General features: G+C 60.5%; 16 protein-coding genes. 8 read left to right on the forward strand and 8 right to left on the reverse strand.

The genetic code is table 11. From position 1 onward, the window contains the following. Window positions 1-268 precede the first annotated feature (268 nt). Together ACX3YF_RS02085 and hmpA are read right to left on the reverse strand one after the other, a co-directional pair. Window positions 269-778 carry a disulfide bond formation protein B gene (locus tag ACX3YF_RS02085; RefSeq protein ID WP_103405254.1) on the reverse strand — a complete coding sequence of 170 codons (510 nt, stop codon included), beginning with the start codon at window positions 776-778 and terminating at the stop codon, window positions 269-271. 268 nt (window positions 779-1,046) lie between these two features. Further along, window positions 1,047-2,228: an NO-inducible flavohemoprotein gene (gene hmpA, locus ACX3YF_RS02090; RefSeq protein ID WP_047537922.1), complete on the reverse strand. Its 1,182-nt coding sequence runs from the start codon at window positions 2,226-2,228 to the stop codon at window positions 1,047-1,049. A gap of 156 nt (window positions 2,229-2,384) precedes the next feature. On the opposite strand from hmpA, the gene norR reads away from it, so the two are divergent. The 4 genes from norR to ACX3YF_RS02110 all read left to right on the forward strand — a co-directional run bounded on the left by norR (window position 2,385) and on the right by ACX3YF_RS02110 (window position 5,866). Then, window positions 2,385-3,935, forward strand: a complete 1,551-nt coding sequence (gene norR / locus ACX3YF_RS02095) for a nitric oxide reductase transcriptional regulator NorR (RefSeq protein WP_458973353.1) — start codon at window positions 2,385-2,387, stop codon at window positions 3,933-3,935. A 151-nt stretch (window positions 3,936-4,086) separates the two neighbouring features. Beyond that, window positions 4,087-4,989, forward strand: coding sequence for a chemotaxis protein CheV (locus ACX3YF_RS02100; protein WP_454837854.1), 903 nt, complete (start codon window positions 4,087-4,089; stop codon window positions 4,987-4,989). Window positions 4,990-5,016: 27 nt separating this feature from the next. Further along, complete coding sequence (locus ACX3YF_RS02105) at window positions 5,017-5,475, forward strand: GNAT family N-acetyltransferase (RefSeq protein WP_130204010.1); 459 nt, start codon at window positions 5,017-5,019, stop codon at window positions 5,473-5,475. A 58-nt stretch (window positions 5,476-5,533) separates the two neighbouring features. Continuing rightward, complete coding sequence (locus tag ACX3YF_RS02110) at window positions 5,534-5,866, forward strand: hypothetical protein (protein ID WP_458973354.1); 333 nt, start codon at window positions 5,534-5,536, stop codon at window positions 5,864-5,866. Between the two features lie 171 nt (window positions 5,867-6,037). Here the strand turns inward: ACX3YF_RS02110 and ACX3YF_RS02115 are convergent, their stop codons facing one another. After that, entirely contained in the window at window positions 6,038-6,283 is a 246-nt protein-coding gene (locus ACX3YF_RS02115; protein ID WP_130204008.1) for a hypothetical protein, read from the reverse strand. 166 nt (window positions 6,284-6,449) lie between these two features. Between ACX3YF_RS02115 and ACX3YF_RS02120 the strand changes: the two genes are divergently transcribed. Both ACX3YF_RS02120 and ACX3YF_RS02125 read left to right on the forward strand, forming a co-directional pair. Continuing rightward, complete coding sequence (locus ACX3YF_RS02120) at window positions 6,450-7,424, forward strand: 2-hydroxyacid dehydrogenase (protein WP_103405248.1); 975 nt, start codon at window positions 6,450-6,452, stop codon at window positions 7,422-7,424. 166 nt (window positions 7,425-7,590) lie between these two features. After that, on the forward strand, window positions 7,591-8,100 hold the full coding sequence (locus tag ACX3YF_RS02125) for a DUF2165 domain-containing protein (RefSeq protein WP_130204007.1): 510 nt from the start codon (window positions 7,591-7,593) through the stop codon (window positions 8,098-8,100). Window positions 8,101-8,125: 25 nt separating this feature from the next. Here ACX3YF_RS02125 and ACX3YF_RS02130 read toward each other — a convergent pair whose 3' ends face one another. Then, a complete protein-coding gene (locus tag ACX3YF_RS02130) occupies window positions 8,126-9,028 on the reverse strand; it encodes a DMT family transporter (RefSeq protein ID WP_103405246.1) in 903 nt (300 codons plus the stop codon). Window positions 9,029-9,166: 138 nt separating this feature from the next. Here ACX3YF_RS02130 and ACX3YF_RS02135 point away from each other — a divergent pair, with 138 nt between their 5' ends. Then, window positions 9,167-10,042: a helix-turn-helix domain-containing protein gene (locus tag ACX3YF_RS02135; protein WP_448645832.1), complete on the forward strand. Its 876-nt coding sequence runs from the start codon at window positions 9,167-9,169 to the stop codon at window positions 10,040-10,042. 117 nt (window positions 10,043-10,159) lie between these two features. Here the strand turns inward: ACX3YF_RS02135 and ACX3YF_RS02140 are convergent, their stop codons facing one another. After that, window positions 10,160-12,490: a TonB-dependent siderophore receptor gene (locus ACX3YF_RS02140; protein WP_458973355.1), complete on the reverse strand. Its 2,331-nt coding sequence runs from the start codon at window positions 12,488-12,490 to the stop codon at window positions 10,160-10,162. Between ACX3YF_RS02140 and ACX3YF_RS02145 the strand changes: the two genes are divergently transcribed. Continuing rightward, window positions 12,432-12,746, forward strand: coding sequence for a hypothetical protein (locus tag ACX3YF_RS02145; protein WP_223272616.1), 315 nt, complete (start codon window positions 12,432-12,434; stop codon window positions 12,744-12,746). The two genes, ACX3YF_RS02140 and ACX3YF_RS02145, sit on opposite strands and share 59 nt — an antisense overlap. On the opposite strand, the gene ACX3YF_RS02150 is transcribed toward ACX3YF_RS02145, so the two are convergent. From ACX3YF_RS02150 to ACX3YF_RS02160, 3 genes are all read right to left on the reverse strand, one after another. Continuing rightward, window positions 12,733-13,722, reverse strand: coding sequence for a FecR family protein (locus ACX3YF_RS02150; protein WP_448645831.1), 990 nt, complete (start codon window positions 13,720-13,722; stop codon window positions 12,733-12,735). The genes ACX3YF_RS02145 and ACX3YF_RS02150 overlap by 14 nt on opposite strands. After that, window positions 13,719-14,291 carry an RNA polymerase sigma factor gene (locus ACX3YF_RS02155; protein ID WP_458946084.1) on the reverse strand — a complete coding sequence of 191 codons (573 nt, stop codon included), beginning with the start codon at window positions 14,289-14,291 and terminating at the stop codon, window positions 13,719-13,721. Before ACX3YF_RS02155 ends, ACX3YF_RS02150 begins: the two co-directional genes overlap by 4 nt. Before the next feature lie 287 nt (window positions 14,292-14,578). Next, complete coding sequence (locus tag ACX3YF_RS02160; protein WP_130204002.1) at window positions 14,579-14,989, reverse strand: HPF/RaiA family ribosome-associated protein; 411 nt, start codon at window positions 14,987-14,989, stop codon at window positions 14,579-14,581. Window positions 14,990-15,075 lie beyond the last annotated feature (86 nt).

The following is a 15,075-nucleotide window of genomic DNA, read 5'->3' on the forward strand; positions in this document are numbered from 1 at the left end:
AATTGCCAGAGCCTGTTAAAACTGCCTGCTCCAGCCTGACCGGGGCAAAATGGCCTGCCCGCCAGGCAGGCCAATTTCCTTGCCTGACCGCGCACCAATCCGCCGTCCCGGGCGCCGCTGCGACACCCTTGATGTGACAACATGTCGCACACGTGTCACACCCTTCATTGCCACACGTCACGCTCTTTTTACAAAGCCGCTGAAACGCATTCTTCGAGACAAAAAAAGCCCCGGCCTCTCATCGAGGACCGGGGCTTTTTCAGGCTCTTCAGCGCAGGGCTTTGCGGTTACGCACCGTGAGCAGCGGCACCAGCACGACGACCAGCACGAAGGCCACCAGCGCCCATTGCGCCAGGGACAATCCGAGGATCGGCGGGTACGGCGTAGAGCAGAAGCCATCCACCTGGAAACCCAGAGGGAAGATCTTCGCCAGCGGCAAGCCGTCCACGATCGGTTGCAGCACATCGATGCCGCAACTCACCGCCGGATAAAACTGCGTGTAGACGTGATGCCCGGCCACCCCGACGCCTGCCAGCGCGCAGATCACCACCAGGGTTTCAAACAGCGTGATGCTGCGACGGGTGCGCATTGCGGCGCCGATGAAGGCGAACAGCGCGATCAGCAGCAAGGCATAACGTTGCAGGATGCACAGCGGGCAAGGGGCCTCGCCCAGTACGATTTGCATGTACAGCGCGCCGCCGATCAACGCCAGGCAGATAATGCCCAGCAACACCAGAAAGCGCCGCTCACGGCCCAACCGCATTGTTTCCTCGCTCATCGCGTTTCCCTTCAAGGTATCGATTGCCCGCCAGTCTACACGCCTGGCGCGTGTCGGGGGATGTCGGGGGAATAGACGATAAGCGGGTTAAGAAGGGATTAACTTTTATGCGTTATTTCAATTCAAGACTGCGGAGCGGCATTCGCGAGCAGGCTCGCTCCCACAATGGATTTCGGTTGAACACAAATCTTGTGCTCACCTCGATCACTGTGGGAGCGAGCCTGCTCGCGAAGAAGGCGACTCGATCTCCCGAGTCGCGTTCGGTGACTTACTCCAGCGCCGCAGCCGGCCCGAAGAACTCATAACGGCTTTGCTTCTCCGGCACGCCCAAGGCCTTGAGGTGCCGTTTGATGGCCACCATGAAGCCTTTAGGGCCCAGGAAGTAAGCGTCCACATCTCGCTCTGCCGGCAGCCATTCGCCCAGTTGCTCCTGGCTCAACAACCCGACCTTGTGTGCCGCCGCGCTGACGCCGTCATCTTCGTCGTAGCAGTAGAAGCGCTTGAGTTGCGGGTGACGCTCGGCCAGACCGTCGATCCAGTCGCGGAAGGCGTGAACGCTGCCATTGCGGGCGCAGTGGATGAAGTGCACTGGCCGCTCGGTTTCCAGCGCCGCTTCGAGCATCGCCAGGGTCGGGGTGATGCCGACGCCGCCGCTGATCAGCACCAGCGGTTTTTCGCTGGCGGTCAGGGTGAACTCGCCCGATGGCGGGAACAACTGGATGCTCGACCCTACGTGCAACTGATCGTGCAGATGATTGGAGGCACGACCGCCGGTTTCCCGCTTGACGCTGATGCGGTACTGGCCTTTGTTCGCCAAGGCCGACAGTGAATAGTTACGACGAATCTCTTCGCCATCGAGGATCAGTTTCATGCCGATGTACTGGCCTGGCTCTGCTGCCAGAATCGGGCCTTTATCTGCCGGTTCGAAGTAGAACGAGGTGATTTCCGCGCTTTCTTCGACTTTGGCCGCCACGATGAATTCCCGCGCCCCGCGCCAGCCGCCCGGTGCCTGTTCCTTCTGATCGTAGATGCTGGTTTCGGCACCGATCAGGATGTCCGCGAGTTGACCGTATGCCGCCCCCCAAGCCGCGATCACTTCCGGGGTAGCGATTTCTTCGCCCAGGACTTCGGCGATTGCGCGCAACAGGCACGTACCGACAATCGGGTAGTGCTCCGGCAGAATCTGCAGGGCCACGTGCTTGTTGATGATCTTGGCCACCAGGTCGCCCAACTGGTCGAGTTGGTCGATGTGGCGCGCATACATCAGTACGCCATTAGCCAGGGCGCGCGGCTGGTCACCGCTGGCCTGGTGAGCCTGGTTGAACAGCGGGCGCACTTGCGGATACTCGGAGAGCATCATGCGGTAGAAGTGGGTGATCAAGGCTTCGCCGCCGCTTTCCAGCAACGGTACAGTGGATTTGACGATGGCACGGTCTTGGGCGCTAAGCATAAAGTGACTCCAGGGCAACGAGGTTTTCTCAACGTTTGCCCTGTACTTATCAGTTTCCATGCCAATATTTATATTGTTAAAAATCAATAAGTTACAGACGAGATAGTCATATCGACACAGCTTGCCTTATAGTCACACCGACTACATGGAGTCACTATGACTGCAAAATCCCTGCTAACCGCCCTGCTGCCACTGGTCTCGGACCTGTCCCGCGAACTGCCCGAAGGCGAGCGCTATCGGCGCTTGCTGGAAGCCATGCGCGCCCTGCTCCCTTGCGATGCGGCGGCCCTGCTGCGTCTTGACGGCGAATGGCTGGTGCCGCTGGCCGTCGACGGCTTGAGTACCGACACCCTCGGCCGCCGCTTCAAGGTCAGTGAGCACCCGCGCTTCGAAGCCTTGCTCAGCAGTTCCGGGCCGACCCGCTTCGCCGCCGACAGCAACCTGCCCGACCCTTATGACGGTCTGGTCGAGGGCCTGGATGATCATCTCGAAGTCCATGACTGCATGGGTTGTCCGCTGTTTATCGATGAACGTCCGTGGGGGCTGCTGACCCTCGACGCCCTCGATCCGGAACAGTTTCAACCGATCGAACTCGATTCGCTGGAAGCCTTCGCCAGCCTCGCCGCCGCCACGGTCAATGCCGCCGAACGCATCGAGCGCCTGAACAATCGCGTCGAGGACGAACACCAGCGCGCCGAGGTCTATCGTCAGGCCAGCGGTCAGCAGAGCCGTGAAATGATCGGCCAGAGCAAGGCGCACAAGCGCCTGGTGGAAGAAATCAACCTGGTGGGCGGCAGCGACCTGACCGTGCTGATCACTGGAGAAACCGGGGTCGGCAAGGAACTGGTGGCCCAGGCCATTCACGCCGCTTCGACCCGGGCCGACAAACCGATCATCAGCCTCAATTGCGCCGCTCTGCCGGACACCCTGGTGGAGAGCGAACTGTTTGGCCACGTGCGCGGCGCCTTTACCGGGGCGATGAATGATCGGCGCGGCAAATTTGAACTGGCCAATGGCGGCACGTTGTTTCTCGATGAAGTCGGCGAGCTGTCCCTGACCGTGCAGGCCAAATTGCTGCGGGTGCTGCAAAGCGGTCAATTGCAGCGACTGGGTTCGGATACCGAGCATCAGGTCGACGTGCGGCTGATCGCGGCGACCAACCGCGACCTGGCCGAAGAAGTGCGCAGCGGCCGTTACCGCGCCGACTTCTATCACCGCCTCAGCGTTTACCCACTATTAGTACCGGCACTGCGTGATCGCGGGCGGGACGTGCTGCTGCTCAGCGGCTACTTCCTGGAGCAAAACCGCTCGCGCATGGGACTCAACAGCCTGCGCCTGAGCACCGATGCCCAGGCTGCACTGCTGGCTTACGACTGGCCGGGCAATGTGCGGGAGCTGGAACACTTGATCGGCCGCAGCGCCCTGAAAGCCTTGGGCAACTGCAAGGAACGGCCAAAGATTCTCAGTTTGAGCGCAGCGGACCTGGACCTGCCCAATGCCAATGCGCAAGCACCCGCCGAGCAAACGGCCCCCGCCGCCATGGCTTTGGTCACGGGGGATTTGCGCGAAGCCACCGAAAACTACCAGCGCCAGTTGATCGGCGCGTGCCTGGAGCGGCATCACAACAACTGGGCGAGTACGGCGCGTGAGCTGGGCCTGGATCGGGCGAATCTTGGGCGGATGGCCAAGAGGCTCGGCATGAAGTGACGCCGAACTTGCCCCCTCGCCACAGGTGTCGTGCTAAAACCAATGGATTGGTATTGGCCCTAAAGCCTGCCCCCAACAAGTCGATAACCCGGCATCGAAGTTATTGGCGATCCTCGCGATCGCCCATCACCTTTTTCCCAAGAAGGTACATATGTCTTCCATCAAAGCCCGTGCAGATTCACTTTCGCTTCTGCTGTTTACCTTGCGCAGCGGCAAGTTGATGGCAATCAACCTGCTCAAAGTCAGTGAAATCATCCCCTGCCCGCCGCTGACCAGGCTGCCGGAGTCGCACCCCCACGTCAAAGGCATTGCCACGCTGCGTGGTACGTCGCTGTCTGTGATCGACCTGAGCCGCGCCATCGGCGAACGTCCGCTGGAAGACCCGAATGGCGGCTGCCTGATCGTCACCGACGTCAGTCGCTCCAAGCAGGGCCTGCACGTCCAGGCGGTGAGCAAGATCGTTCACTGCCTGACCACCGATATCCGTCCGCCGCCCTTCGGCTCTGGCGGGGTGCGCTCGTACATCACCGGCGTGACCTCGGTCGATGGCACCCTGGTGCAGGTACTGGACATCGAAAAAGTCATCCATGGCATCGCCCCGGTGCAGATCGAAACGGCACCGACCGAACTGAGCATGGAAGACGCCGAGCTGTTGGGCAACGCACGGATTCTGGTGGTCGATGACAGTCAGGTGGCCCTGCAGCAATCGGTGCACACGTTGCGCAATCTCGGCCTGCAATGCCATACGGCGCGCAGCGCCAAGGAAGCCATCGACTGCCTGCTGGATTTGCAAGGCACCGCCCAGCAGATCAATCTGATTGTCTCGGACATCGAAATGTCTGAAATGGACGGCTACGCCTTCACCCGAACCCTGCGCGAAACGCCGGATTTTGCGCACCTCTATGTGCTGCTGCATACCTCACTGGACAGCGCGATGAACAGTGAAAAGGCTCGTCAGGCCGGTGCCAACGCGGTGCTGACCAAGTTCTCCTCGCCCGAACTGACCCAGTGCCTGATCACGGCAGCCAAGGCTGTGGCTGAACAGGGTCATTGAGTCTTGGCCGAGGACTTTTGCTTGTTGATGCGGCGCAACCTCGCGGAGGCTGTGCCGGCCAATCCTTGGCCAAACGATCTTCAATTGACCCGCTACCGCCCGGAACTTGCCGAAACCGCCCATCGGTTAATGACACTGGGTTACCGCGAGGGCGGTGGTCGCGTACCGGCGCTGGAGTGCTGGCAACGGCAATTTGAAACCGACCCCGAATACGATCCCGACCTGTGCTTCATTGCCCTGGATGCCGAAGGCGTGGTTGCCGTGTGCCAGTGCTGGACCAGCGCCTACATCAAAGACCTGGTGGTGCATCCACGGGCTCAACGGCGAGGTGTGGGCCGCGCTTTGCTGCTGCACGCGTTCAAGGTGTTCCAGCAACGCCGCGAAGGTTTTGTGGATTTGAAGGTGCTGGAGGACAACCTGCGCGCGCAGCGGTTGTATGAAAGCGTCGGGATGCATGTGGTTCGCCGGGAAGCGGTTCCAGCCTGACGAACACCCTCCTTCAGGCATAATCCGGTCCTTCGCCCTCCAAAAGAATTTCCGGCCCATGAAAACCGCTGCCCTGACCCTGCTCTGCCTCACCGCCCTCGCCCCCCAGGCCCAGGCCCAGGCTTCCAGCCCCGACGCCTGGGCCGCTTACGACAAAACCGTCCTGGCCAGTTGCACCAAGGCCAGTGGCCTGAAGAATGCCAACCCCGTGGGCAATGCCGCCCAGTTCGACGACCGCGTCGGCTACACCGCGCTCCTGCTGCAAGGTCAGTACCCGCAAAAGCACATGAAAGGCGCGCAAGGCACCGAGCTGTGTCTCTACAACAAAAAAAGCAAAACCGCGTATGTCACCGAATGGGACTCGATTTACCCGGCCGCCAAAGGCCAGTGAGTGGCCGGACAGGCGCTGCCGGCGGGCTGTTCCAAGTGTCTGGCGAGGATGTCGCCAGACAGGCAGTGGACGCCGCTGCGCACACGGTGACGCAGGCGTCGGCGAACGACTCGCTTATTTCGTTGCGGGCAGCTCGAGCCAAGGGATGTATCGCCAGTGATGGCCTGGATCTTAGCGCTTGCCCATCGAACGCCGAGTCCCTGGCGGTGCCATGCCAGGCGTCTTGGTGTGGCCATTCTTGGCGCCGTTCTTGTACCACGGCTGGCTGGCGTTCTTGGCGCCGGCCAATTCTCCTGGCTTGAACGGGAACTTGAACGCCGGGATGGCGGCTTTGGTTTCGCTGTCGACGCTGTCTGGCAGCTCTGCCTGCTCGTCGCTCAAGGTGTCGGCGACCGGCGGTTGTTTCGGGGAAGTCATGAAAGCTCCGGGTGATGCGTAAAGTGTCGGGCCCGGTCAGCGAGCCACGAAAGGCGCCAGTATAACTGGATGAAGCGCTGCAAGCTGCTGTTACGCGACTCGCACAAATCCCGGTAAGAATGTTAGCGTGCTCAGCATTCTCCTCCGCCCTGACGAGCCCCGCCCCATGAAAAAGACCGTCCTCGCCTTCAGCCGCGTCACGCCTGAAATGGTCGAACGCCTGCAACAAGACTTCGACGTCATCGTGCCGAATCCGAAAAATGGCGACATCAACGCCCAGTTCAATGAAGCCCTGCCCCACGCCCACGGCCTGATCGGCGTCGGCCGCAAACTCGGTCGCGCCCAACTGGAGAACGCCGCGAAACTGGAAGTGGTGTCCAGCGTTTCGGTGGGCTACGACAACTATGATGTCGCGTACCTCAGTGAGCGCGGGATCATGCTCACCAACACCCCGGACGTGCTGACAGAAAGCACCGCTGACCTGGCGTTCGCCCTGCTGATGAGCAGTGCCCGGCGCGTGGCGGAACTCGACGCCTGGACCAAGGCAGGCCAATGGCAGGCGAGCGTCGGCACGGCGTTGTTCGGTTGCGATGTGCATGGCAAGACCCTGGGTATCGTCGGCATGGGCAACATTGGCGCGGCCATCGCTCGCCGTGGGCGCTTCGGTTTCAACATGCCGATCCTCTACAGCGGTAACAGCCGCAAGACCGCGCTGGAACAAGAACTCGGCGCACAGATGCGCAGCCTGGATGAACTGTTGGCCGAAGCTGATTTCGTCTGCCTGGTGGTACCACTCAGTGAGAAAACCAAACACCTGATCAGCCATCGCGAACTGGCGTTGATGAAGCCGAGCGCGATTCTGGTGAACATCGCTCGCGGCCCGGTGGTCGACGAACCGGCACTGATCGAAGCCTTGCAGAACAACCGGATTCGCGGCGCCGGGCTGGACGTCTACGAAAAGGAGCCGCTGGCCGAATCACCACTGTTTCAGCTGAAAAACGCCGTGACGCTTCCGCACATTGGCTCGGCGACCCACGAAACCCGCGAAGCCATGGCCAATCGTGCCCTGGCCAACCTGCGCAGCGCCTTGTTGGGTGAACGCCCACAGGACCTGGTCAACCCGCAAGTCTGGAAAGGCTGAATAACCCAGGGCAGGCGTTACCGATGCCTGCCCGCACACTTTAAAAACCCGCACCTTCAACTTGGCGCTACATATCCTGCAATTCAGTTCACGACCAGACAAATAACCCGCCGTATAAACTCCAAACTAAAAACACACCGAAACTTAGTTCTGGAGATATTTAACCTTGAGCCAAATCACAACCAACCACGTCATAAAATTCAGTAAAGCCACACTGATGTTATTCGTAAGTTTCTTCGGTTTACTGGTGATGTACAGCAACATTACCGATTACGCCACCAACTATGAGTACCTGTCGCATATCCTGAGCATGGACACCACCCATGCGAGTTCCAGATACAGCGAACGAGCGATTGCCTCGCCCATTCTCCAGCATCGGATCTACTGGCTGATCATTACCCTTGAAGTCATGTACACGAGCTTCTGCATCATTGGCACGTACTATCTGTACAAGAACATCAACTCCAGCAGCAAGAAATTCCACGAAGCGAAGAAGTTCGCCATTATCGGCTTATTGATTGCACTCTTTCTTTATTACCTCTGTTTCCAGGTCATTGGTGCCGAGTGGTTCAATATGGACCAATCGCAACACTGGAACTACAAGGACTGGGCCCAGCACATTGTCGACTTCATGTTGCCATCGCTGTTGTATGTGGCGATCAGGATCGAGCGCTGAAAACACACTCGACCCTGACAAGGCTTCACGCCAGCTTGCCATTGCCCTGAACCATCGGTGCCTTGGGCTTGCGGAACACCAGTACGTTGCCCAGCATCACCAGCACCAGCCCCACCAAGGCCGGCAAGGTCCACTGATACCCCTCGGCGAACGCCGACACGTTCAGCGCCACCACCGGGAACAGCACGGTGCAATACGCGGCGCGCTCCGGCCCCATACGCCCGACCAGTGTCAGGTAAGCAGTGAAACCAATCACCGACCCCGGAATGACCAGGTACAACAGCGAACCGATGTAGCGGGCGCTCCACTCCACATCGAATGGAATGCCTTTGACCAGGCACCACACCGACAGCATCGCCGCGCCATAGGCCATGCCCCAGGCATTGGTGGTCAGCGGCTTGAGCCCGGCTTTCTGTTGCAGGCTCGACAGCATGTTGCCCGCCGAGAAACACAGGGTGCCGCACAGCGCCAGACCCAGGCCGAGAAGGGTTTGCGGGCTGGCGGTATGGCCGACCAGTTCCGGCCAGAACAACAGGCCCAGGCCGCACAAGCCCAACGCGCCGCCCATCAGCACGTTACGGGCGATTTTCTGGCCGAAGAACACCCGTGCATTGAGGGCGTTCCACAGTGTCGCGGTGGAAAACACCACGGCGACCAGACCGCTGGGAATCCACTGGCTGGCCGTCAGGAAACACATGAAGTTGACGCAGAACAGGCACAACCCTTGCGCCAGGCAAATCAAATGCCCACGACGATTCATCACCTGTAACCGCCGACTGAGCAGCAACATCACAAACAGCACCAGTGCGGCGAGGCCGAAGCGATAAACGATCGACACGGGAATCGCCACGACACCCAACTGCCATTTCAAGGCAATCCAGGTGGTGCCCCAGATCAGCACGGTCAACAAATACAACGAAAGGTTCATGACAAAGGCTCCTCGATAGGAGCCCAGTGTCCGGCGTCGCGCCATGCCGCACTTGCATAAACTTGCGCTTTTGTCGCGCCACTGGCTGGCAGGCGCACGCCTACGGAGTAGGATGCAAGGCGTTGGAGAGAACTGATCATGCCCGCACTGGAAACCCTGCAAGTCTTTCAAGCCCTCAACCGCTCGCCCAATGCTCGCCTGGAGCACAGCGCCGAGCTCGGTGACGGCATGGCGGCAGCCTTGTGGAGCAACCATCACGACGCCCAGGATTACGAAGCGCCGAGCCACCACACTTTGTCCTGCTACATCGCCGGCGGCACCGGCACCTTTCGCCGCGATCAGCCCGGCACCAAGGGCGGCCCGGACAAGCTGTGCATCCTGCCGGCCGATCATCAGTCAGGCTGGGTGATCAATGGCGACATTCGTCTGGCCCACCTCTATTTCAGCCCGGAACAATTCGCCCTCGGCTGCGTCACGTTGCTGGACCGCGAGCCCCGTGAAGTGCAGTTGCGCGAAGGCACGTTCCTCGACGACCCGCTGCAAGCGCGGCGCTTTCGACAGATGATCGGCCTCAATTGGGATGAACCCGGCGAACGCCTGCTCACCAGCAGCCTGGCCCACGAAATGCTCAGCCATGCCTTGCTCAGTCAGGTCGGCCTGCGCGACGGATTGCGACTCAAGGGCGGGTTGGCGGCGCATCAGCGGCGACAGTTGGTGGAGTACATCGACAGCCAGTTGGGCGAAGCCATCAGCCTGGGACAACTGGCAGCGCTGTGCGCGCTGTCGGAATACCACTTTGCGCGGATGTTCCGCGAAAGCTTCGGCCTGCCGCCGCATCAATATGTGCTGGCACGGCGACTGGGCCGGGCGCGAGAGTTGTTGCGCTCGACATCGCAGCCGCTGGGGGATATCGCGCTGGCCTGCGGATTTGCCAGTGCCAGTCACTTCACCAATCGCTTTCGCCAGGTCTTGGCGGGGACGCCGGGCGAATATCGGCAGGCGTTTTTGCGCTAGGTTCGGGATATCAAGCGGCTGTCAGACCGCCATCGCGAGCAGGCTCGCTCCCACAGGGGAATGCATTCCAATTGTGGGAGCGAGCCTGCTCGCGATAAACGATGACGCGGTCTTGCGTTAGAACTCCAGCGTGCTGGACAAGGTCACCTGCCGCGAATCGCCCATCGACACAAAGAACCGGCTCGCCGCCGAGGTGTAGTAGGTGCGGTCAAACAGGTTCTTCACGTTGAGCTGAAACTTGACCTTTTGCCCGTCGAGTTGCGTGTCGTAGGTGGCGAACGCGTCGGCGACCGTGTAGCCCGGCAGCTCGAAATCATTCACCGCGTTGCCTTCCCGCTCCCCGACATAACGCGCCCCCGCGCCGACCCGCAGTTGATCGCCACCGATGACATTGCCGAAGTCGTACACCGCCGACAGCGAACCGCTGTTGCGGGCCACGTTTTGCAGTTTCTTGCCCTTGTAGTCCGGGTCCTCGGTCACTTCGGCATCGGTGTAGGCGTAACTGCCGATCATGCTCCAGCGATCGCTCAGTTGACCGCTCAGGTCCAGTTCAAGACCACGGGAACGCACTTCGCCGGCGGCGCTGTAAATCGTGACCGGGCCTTCGGAATTGGCCACCAATACGTTGCGTTTATTGATATCGAACAGGGCGATGTTGCCGGTGACCCGCCCCGGCATATCGAGCTTGGCACCGATCTCCCAGGACTTGGCTTCTTCCGGCGCAATGCTGCCATCGAGCACGGTACTGCTGCCGCTCAGGGGGGCGATGGTCGAGTTGGGTTTGAAGGATTCGGTGTAGCTGCCGTAGAACGACAATTCATCGGTGTAACGGTAGACGAGGCCGGCGCGCGGCACCCATTTCTGGCCGTTGCTGTCGGTGTTGGCCTTGAATGGCACGCCTTTGCCGGCGTACTGGTCGTACGCCTGGAAACGCCCGCCCGCTACAAAAATCCATTGGTCGGTGAGGTGAATCGAGTCCTGCACAAACACCGAATCGCTACGCAGCAAATCGGTCTGGGCGCTGTCCGCCGCGCTGACTGTGGTGCCTTGGACTTCACGGCCGTAGACCGGGTTGAGGTAGCTGAACGTGCTCAGGCTTTTCTGGCGGATCAGGTCGGCACGGTAGATCTTGCGGTACTCGTCATCGATCCCGAACACCAAGTCATGCTGCATGCCCGCAACATTGACCTTGCCTTCAAGGCTGGCCGTGGCGAACCGGTCGGTGCTGATCGCATTCTGCGTGCCGTCCATGCTGCGGGTCAGGGTGCCTTTAGTGGTGTCGATGGCGGTGACACGGACTTGGCTGGCGTCGTAGGTTTCGCGGTTCCAACTGTAGCCGAAGTGGGCGTTCCAGTTGTCGTTGAGTTCGTGATCGGCCTCGAAATGATAGAGATCCGAACGCCCTTCCATGTCGTTGAACGGCTCGTCGAGGCGCTCATTGCGAGAGATGTCCAAGGGGTGGTTGGTGCGCGGATCGATCACCGTGCCACGGTCGAACGGGGTGAGGAATTCGCGATGCTCATAGGCGAAGAGCAGCTTGGTGCGCTCGCCGAACCAGGCCAGCGACGGCGCCACCAGGGTCTCGCGATGCACGCCGTAGTTGCGCCAGTAATCTTCGTCTTCGTGGTCCAGCACCATGCGATAGGCCAGGCCGGAAGTGCCCAGGGCACCGGTGCTGTCGAAGCTGCCGCCGCTGCCGTTCTTGCCGTCGCCGTAAGTCGAGCCACGCAGGGTCAGGGCGTTGTACTGCTCGAGTTCTGGCTTTTTACTGACCATGTTCACCACACCGCCCGGGTCCTGAATCCCGTAGAGCAACGAAGCCGGCCCCTTGAGCACTTCAACCCGGTCCACCGTGGCGTTCATGCCACGGCCCTGCACCAGGGGCATGCCGTCGCGCATGATCGAGCCGTTGCGGTTGTCACCGAAGCCGCGGGTCATGACTGAATCCTGGGTGCTGCCCAGCGTATTGCCCTGGGTAATGCCGCTGACGTTGGCCAGCGCGTCATCGAGATTGCGCGGTGCCTGATCGCGAATGACCTGGGCCGCCACCACGTTGATGGTCTGCGGGATCTCCTGAATCGGCGCCGAACTGCGCATGATCGAACTGGTGGGCGGCGGCTGGTAGCTAGTGGATTGATCCATCACCGAAGTGATGGTGGTCGCCCCCAGGTTCAAGGCGCCTTCGGTGGGCTGCGGTTCCAGTGCGATGGTGTGATCGTCGGTGCGACGGAAGGTGAAGCCTGAACCACTGAGTAAACGCTGCAGCGCCTGTTCGGCACTCATCTGGCCGTTGATGGCCGGTGCGTTGAGGCCGTAGGGCGCTTCATCGGTGTAGATCACACTGATACCAGTAACGCGGCTGAAGTCGCTCAGGGCCTGGGGCAGCGGTTTGGCGGCCATCGAAAAACTGAAGGGCGCGCGTTGTGGGGCACGGGTGTCTGCAGCCATCGCCACACTCAGCGGCAACAACGCCAACGCCGAAAAGCTCAACGCAGCAACACCCCACCATTGTTTGACCGAACCCGATTTTGCCCTGGACTTCATGACTCGTGACCTGTGTAGAACCGCAATGGATGCGAATGAATCGCAGTTTCAGTCACTACACGAATGGCGTTCGGATTTACCTCAGCACAAAGTTGAAAATAATTTTATCGAGGGTGATTGGCTGACCAGCGATGGCGCCATAAGGCTCAACGCAAAATAATCAAATGCCCCAGAAGCTGGTGTTGCTCAAATCCCAGTACTCCCTGCAACGAACTCAGCACCGACTGCGGGTCCTTGCTCGGGAAGCTGCCACTGACCCGACGTTTCGCCAGTTCATCGTTGAGCAACACGATCCGTCCCGGGTAATAGCGCCCCAGGTCCTGGACTACATCGGCCAGTGTCGCTTTGTAGTAATTGAGCCACCCCTGGCGCCACGCCAACTGCGCTTCGCTGTCCACCGCGTGGAGTTTTTCCGCCAGGCCTTCGCCATACGCCACTTGCTGGCCGGCCGTCAGGACCTGCTGCTCGGCGTTCCTGTCCGCCGTCACACCGACCCGCCCGGACAACACCGTGACCTTCGCCCCATGGGCTTGCAGGCGCACCTCGAACTGCGTGCCCAACACTTGGGCGCGGCCCTTTCCGGCCTCCACCACAAACGGCTCGCCGGTGTGGGTCACGTTGAAAAAACCGGCCCCTCGTCGCACCTGCACATGCCGCTCGCCGCGACTGAAATCCACGGCGATGGCGCTGTCGGCATCAAGGGTGACCTGCGACTGATCGGCCAGGGTGACGGTGCGGATTTCCCCCGGTGCCGACACATAATCGGCCCCCAGGTCATCGACCCAGCGCGACGGCTGCCAACCCGTACCGAGGCTGATCATCAACAGCAGGCACGCCGCCATGGCCAACGCCCCGGACCAACGCGCAACGCTGCGGCGGCGCGAGCGGTTCATGGCGTCGAGATAACCTTGCAGGGCCGATGCATCCTCATCCGCCATCGTCCGCGCCGGCACTTCGCTCAGTTCCCAGACAACCTGAGCACGGGCATAGGCCTCGGCATGGGCCGGGTCGGCCTGCAACCACTGGCTGAACGTCGCCTGATCACCGCTGCTGGGCTGGTCATGCAGCAGACTCAGCCAGGCCAGTGCCGCCTGTTCCTGTGCTGGCGTCGGGATGATGGGTTCAATGGTATTCACTTCGCTTTCCCTGGCGTGCGAGGCTCGGGCTCCCGCAGGCTGGCCTTGCAGGCCTCGAGCGCGCGCATCATGTGTTTTTCCACGGCACTTTGGGACAGCCCCATGGCCTTGGCGATCTCGGCGTATTTGCGGCCATGGATACGATTGAGCAGAAAGATCTGCCGCGTGCGTTCGGGCAATGCGCGCAACGCCGCCTCGACATGACGCAGATCGTTGCCCGCCTCCAGTGCCGCTTGCGGTTCGCTGCCCACGCCATCCACCGGTTCGATCATCAGACCTTCGCTGGCCCGCACCCGCGAGCCCTCACTGCGCAAATGGTCGATGGCGATGTTTCCCGCGCAACGCAACAGGTAGGTGCCGAGCTCTTCGACCTGCACCAGCGGCCGTCGCCAGAAACGCAGGAACAAGTCCTGAACCAGGTCCGCCGCCGTCGCCCGGCAGCCGACGCGACGACTGACCAGCGCTTCCATTTGCGAACGTTGCGAGAGGAACACCTGAAGAAAATGCGCACGGTCGCCGTGCAGGTCGTCGCGTTGGATTTCGCGGGGTTCGGGAGGACGAGTGATCATCGATTCGGTACTGCGCCCATGCGGTAATCGGCCTGGCCAGCAGCACCGCACTGAGCATCAACGGTAAAACGAGGGGACGTGCCGAGGGTGCCTTTCATGTCGCGACCTGGAAACCGATGAAGCCGCGTGAACATCACGGGCCAACAAGGCCGCCAATACTAATGATAAATATTCTCATGCGCAAAAAATAATGGATGAAACAGCGTTCCAATGCCAACGACGCTGAAAACGAAACGGGCCTGCAATGCAGGCCCGTTCGAGTGGGTGGTTTAAAAATGAATCAGGTTTCAGCCGTTTTGCGCAGCCTGCTCGTTTTCAAGAAACTCTTCTTCCAGCAGCACGTCGGCGTGAGCCTCGCGCTCGAACGGCACCACAGTGGCTCGTGGTTTGCCGCGCAATTTGCCGAACAGGTGTTCCAGTGCGTGCTCGAGTTTCTCGGCGGCTCCATCGATCGCCAGTTCCAGGCTGGCGGCTTTATGGGTAACGGAAATCGGTTGGTGGCCTTTTGGCCGCGCTTCCAGTTGGCAGCGTAGATCGTGGGGACCAGGCTTGTCGCCGTTCTCGTCCCGCAGGTGAACCTCCACTCGGGTCAGGTCCTCCTCATAACGTTCGAGCGTGCTCTCAATGGTAGTACGTACCCACTCCTCCAGTCGGATGCTGCTTTGAATATGGTTATCGCTATTGACTTGGATTTGCATAGTTCATCCCTTATTTCAGCTAGCTCGCGAGAGGCCGGTCAGCTAAGCCCTTGGGCGTCATCACCGTGACCTCTTGATTTACACAA

It is taken from the genome of Pseudomonas fluorescens group sp. PF-69 (genome assembly GCF_054481235.1).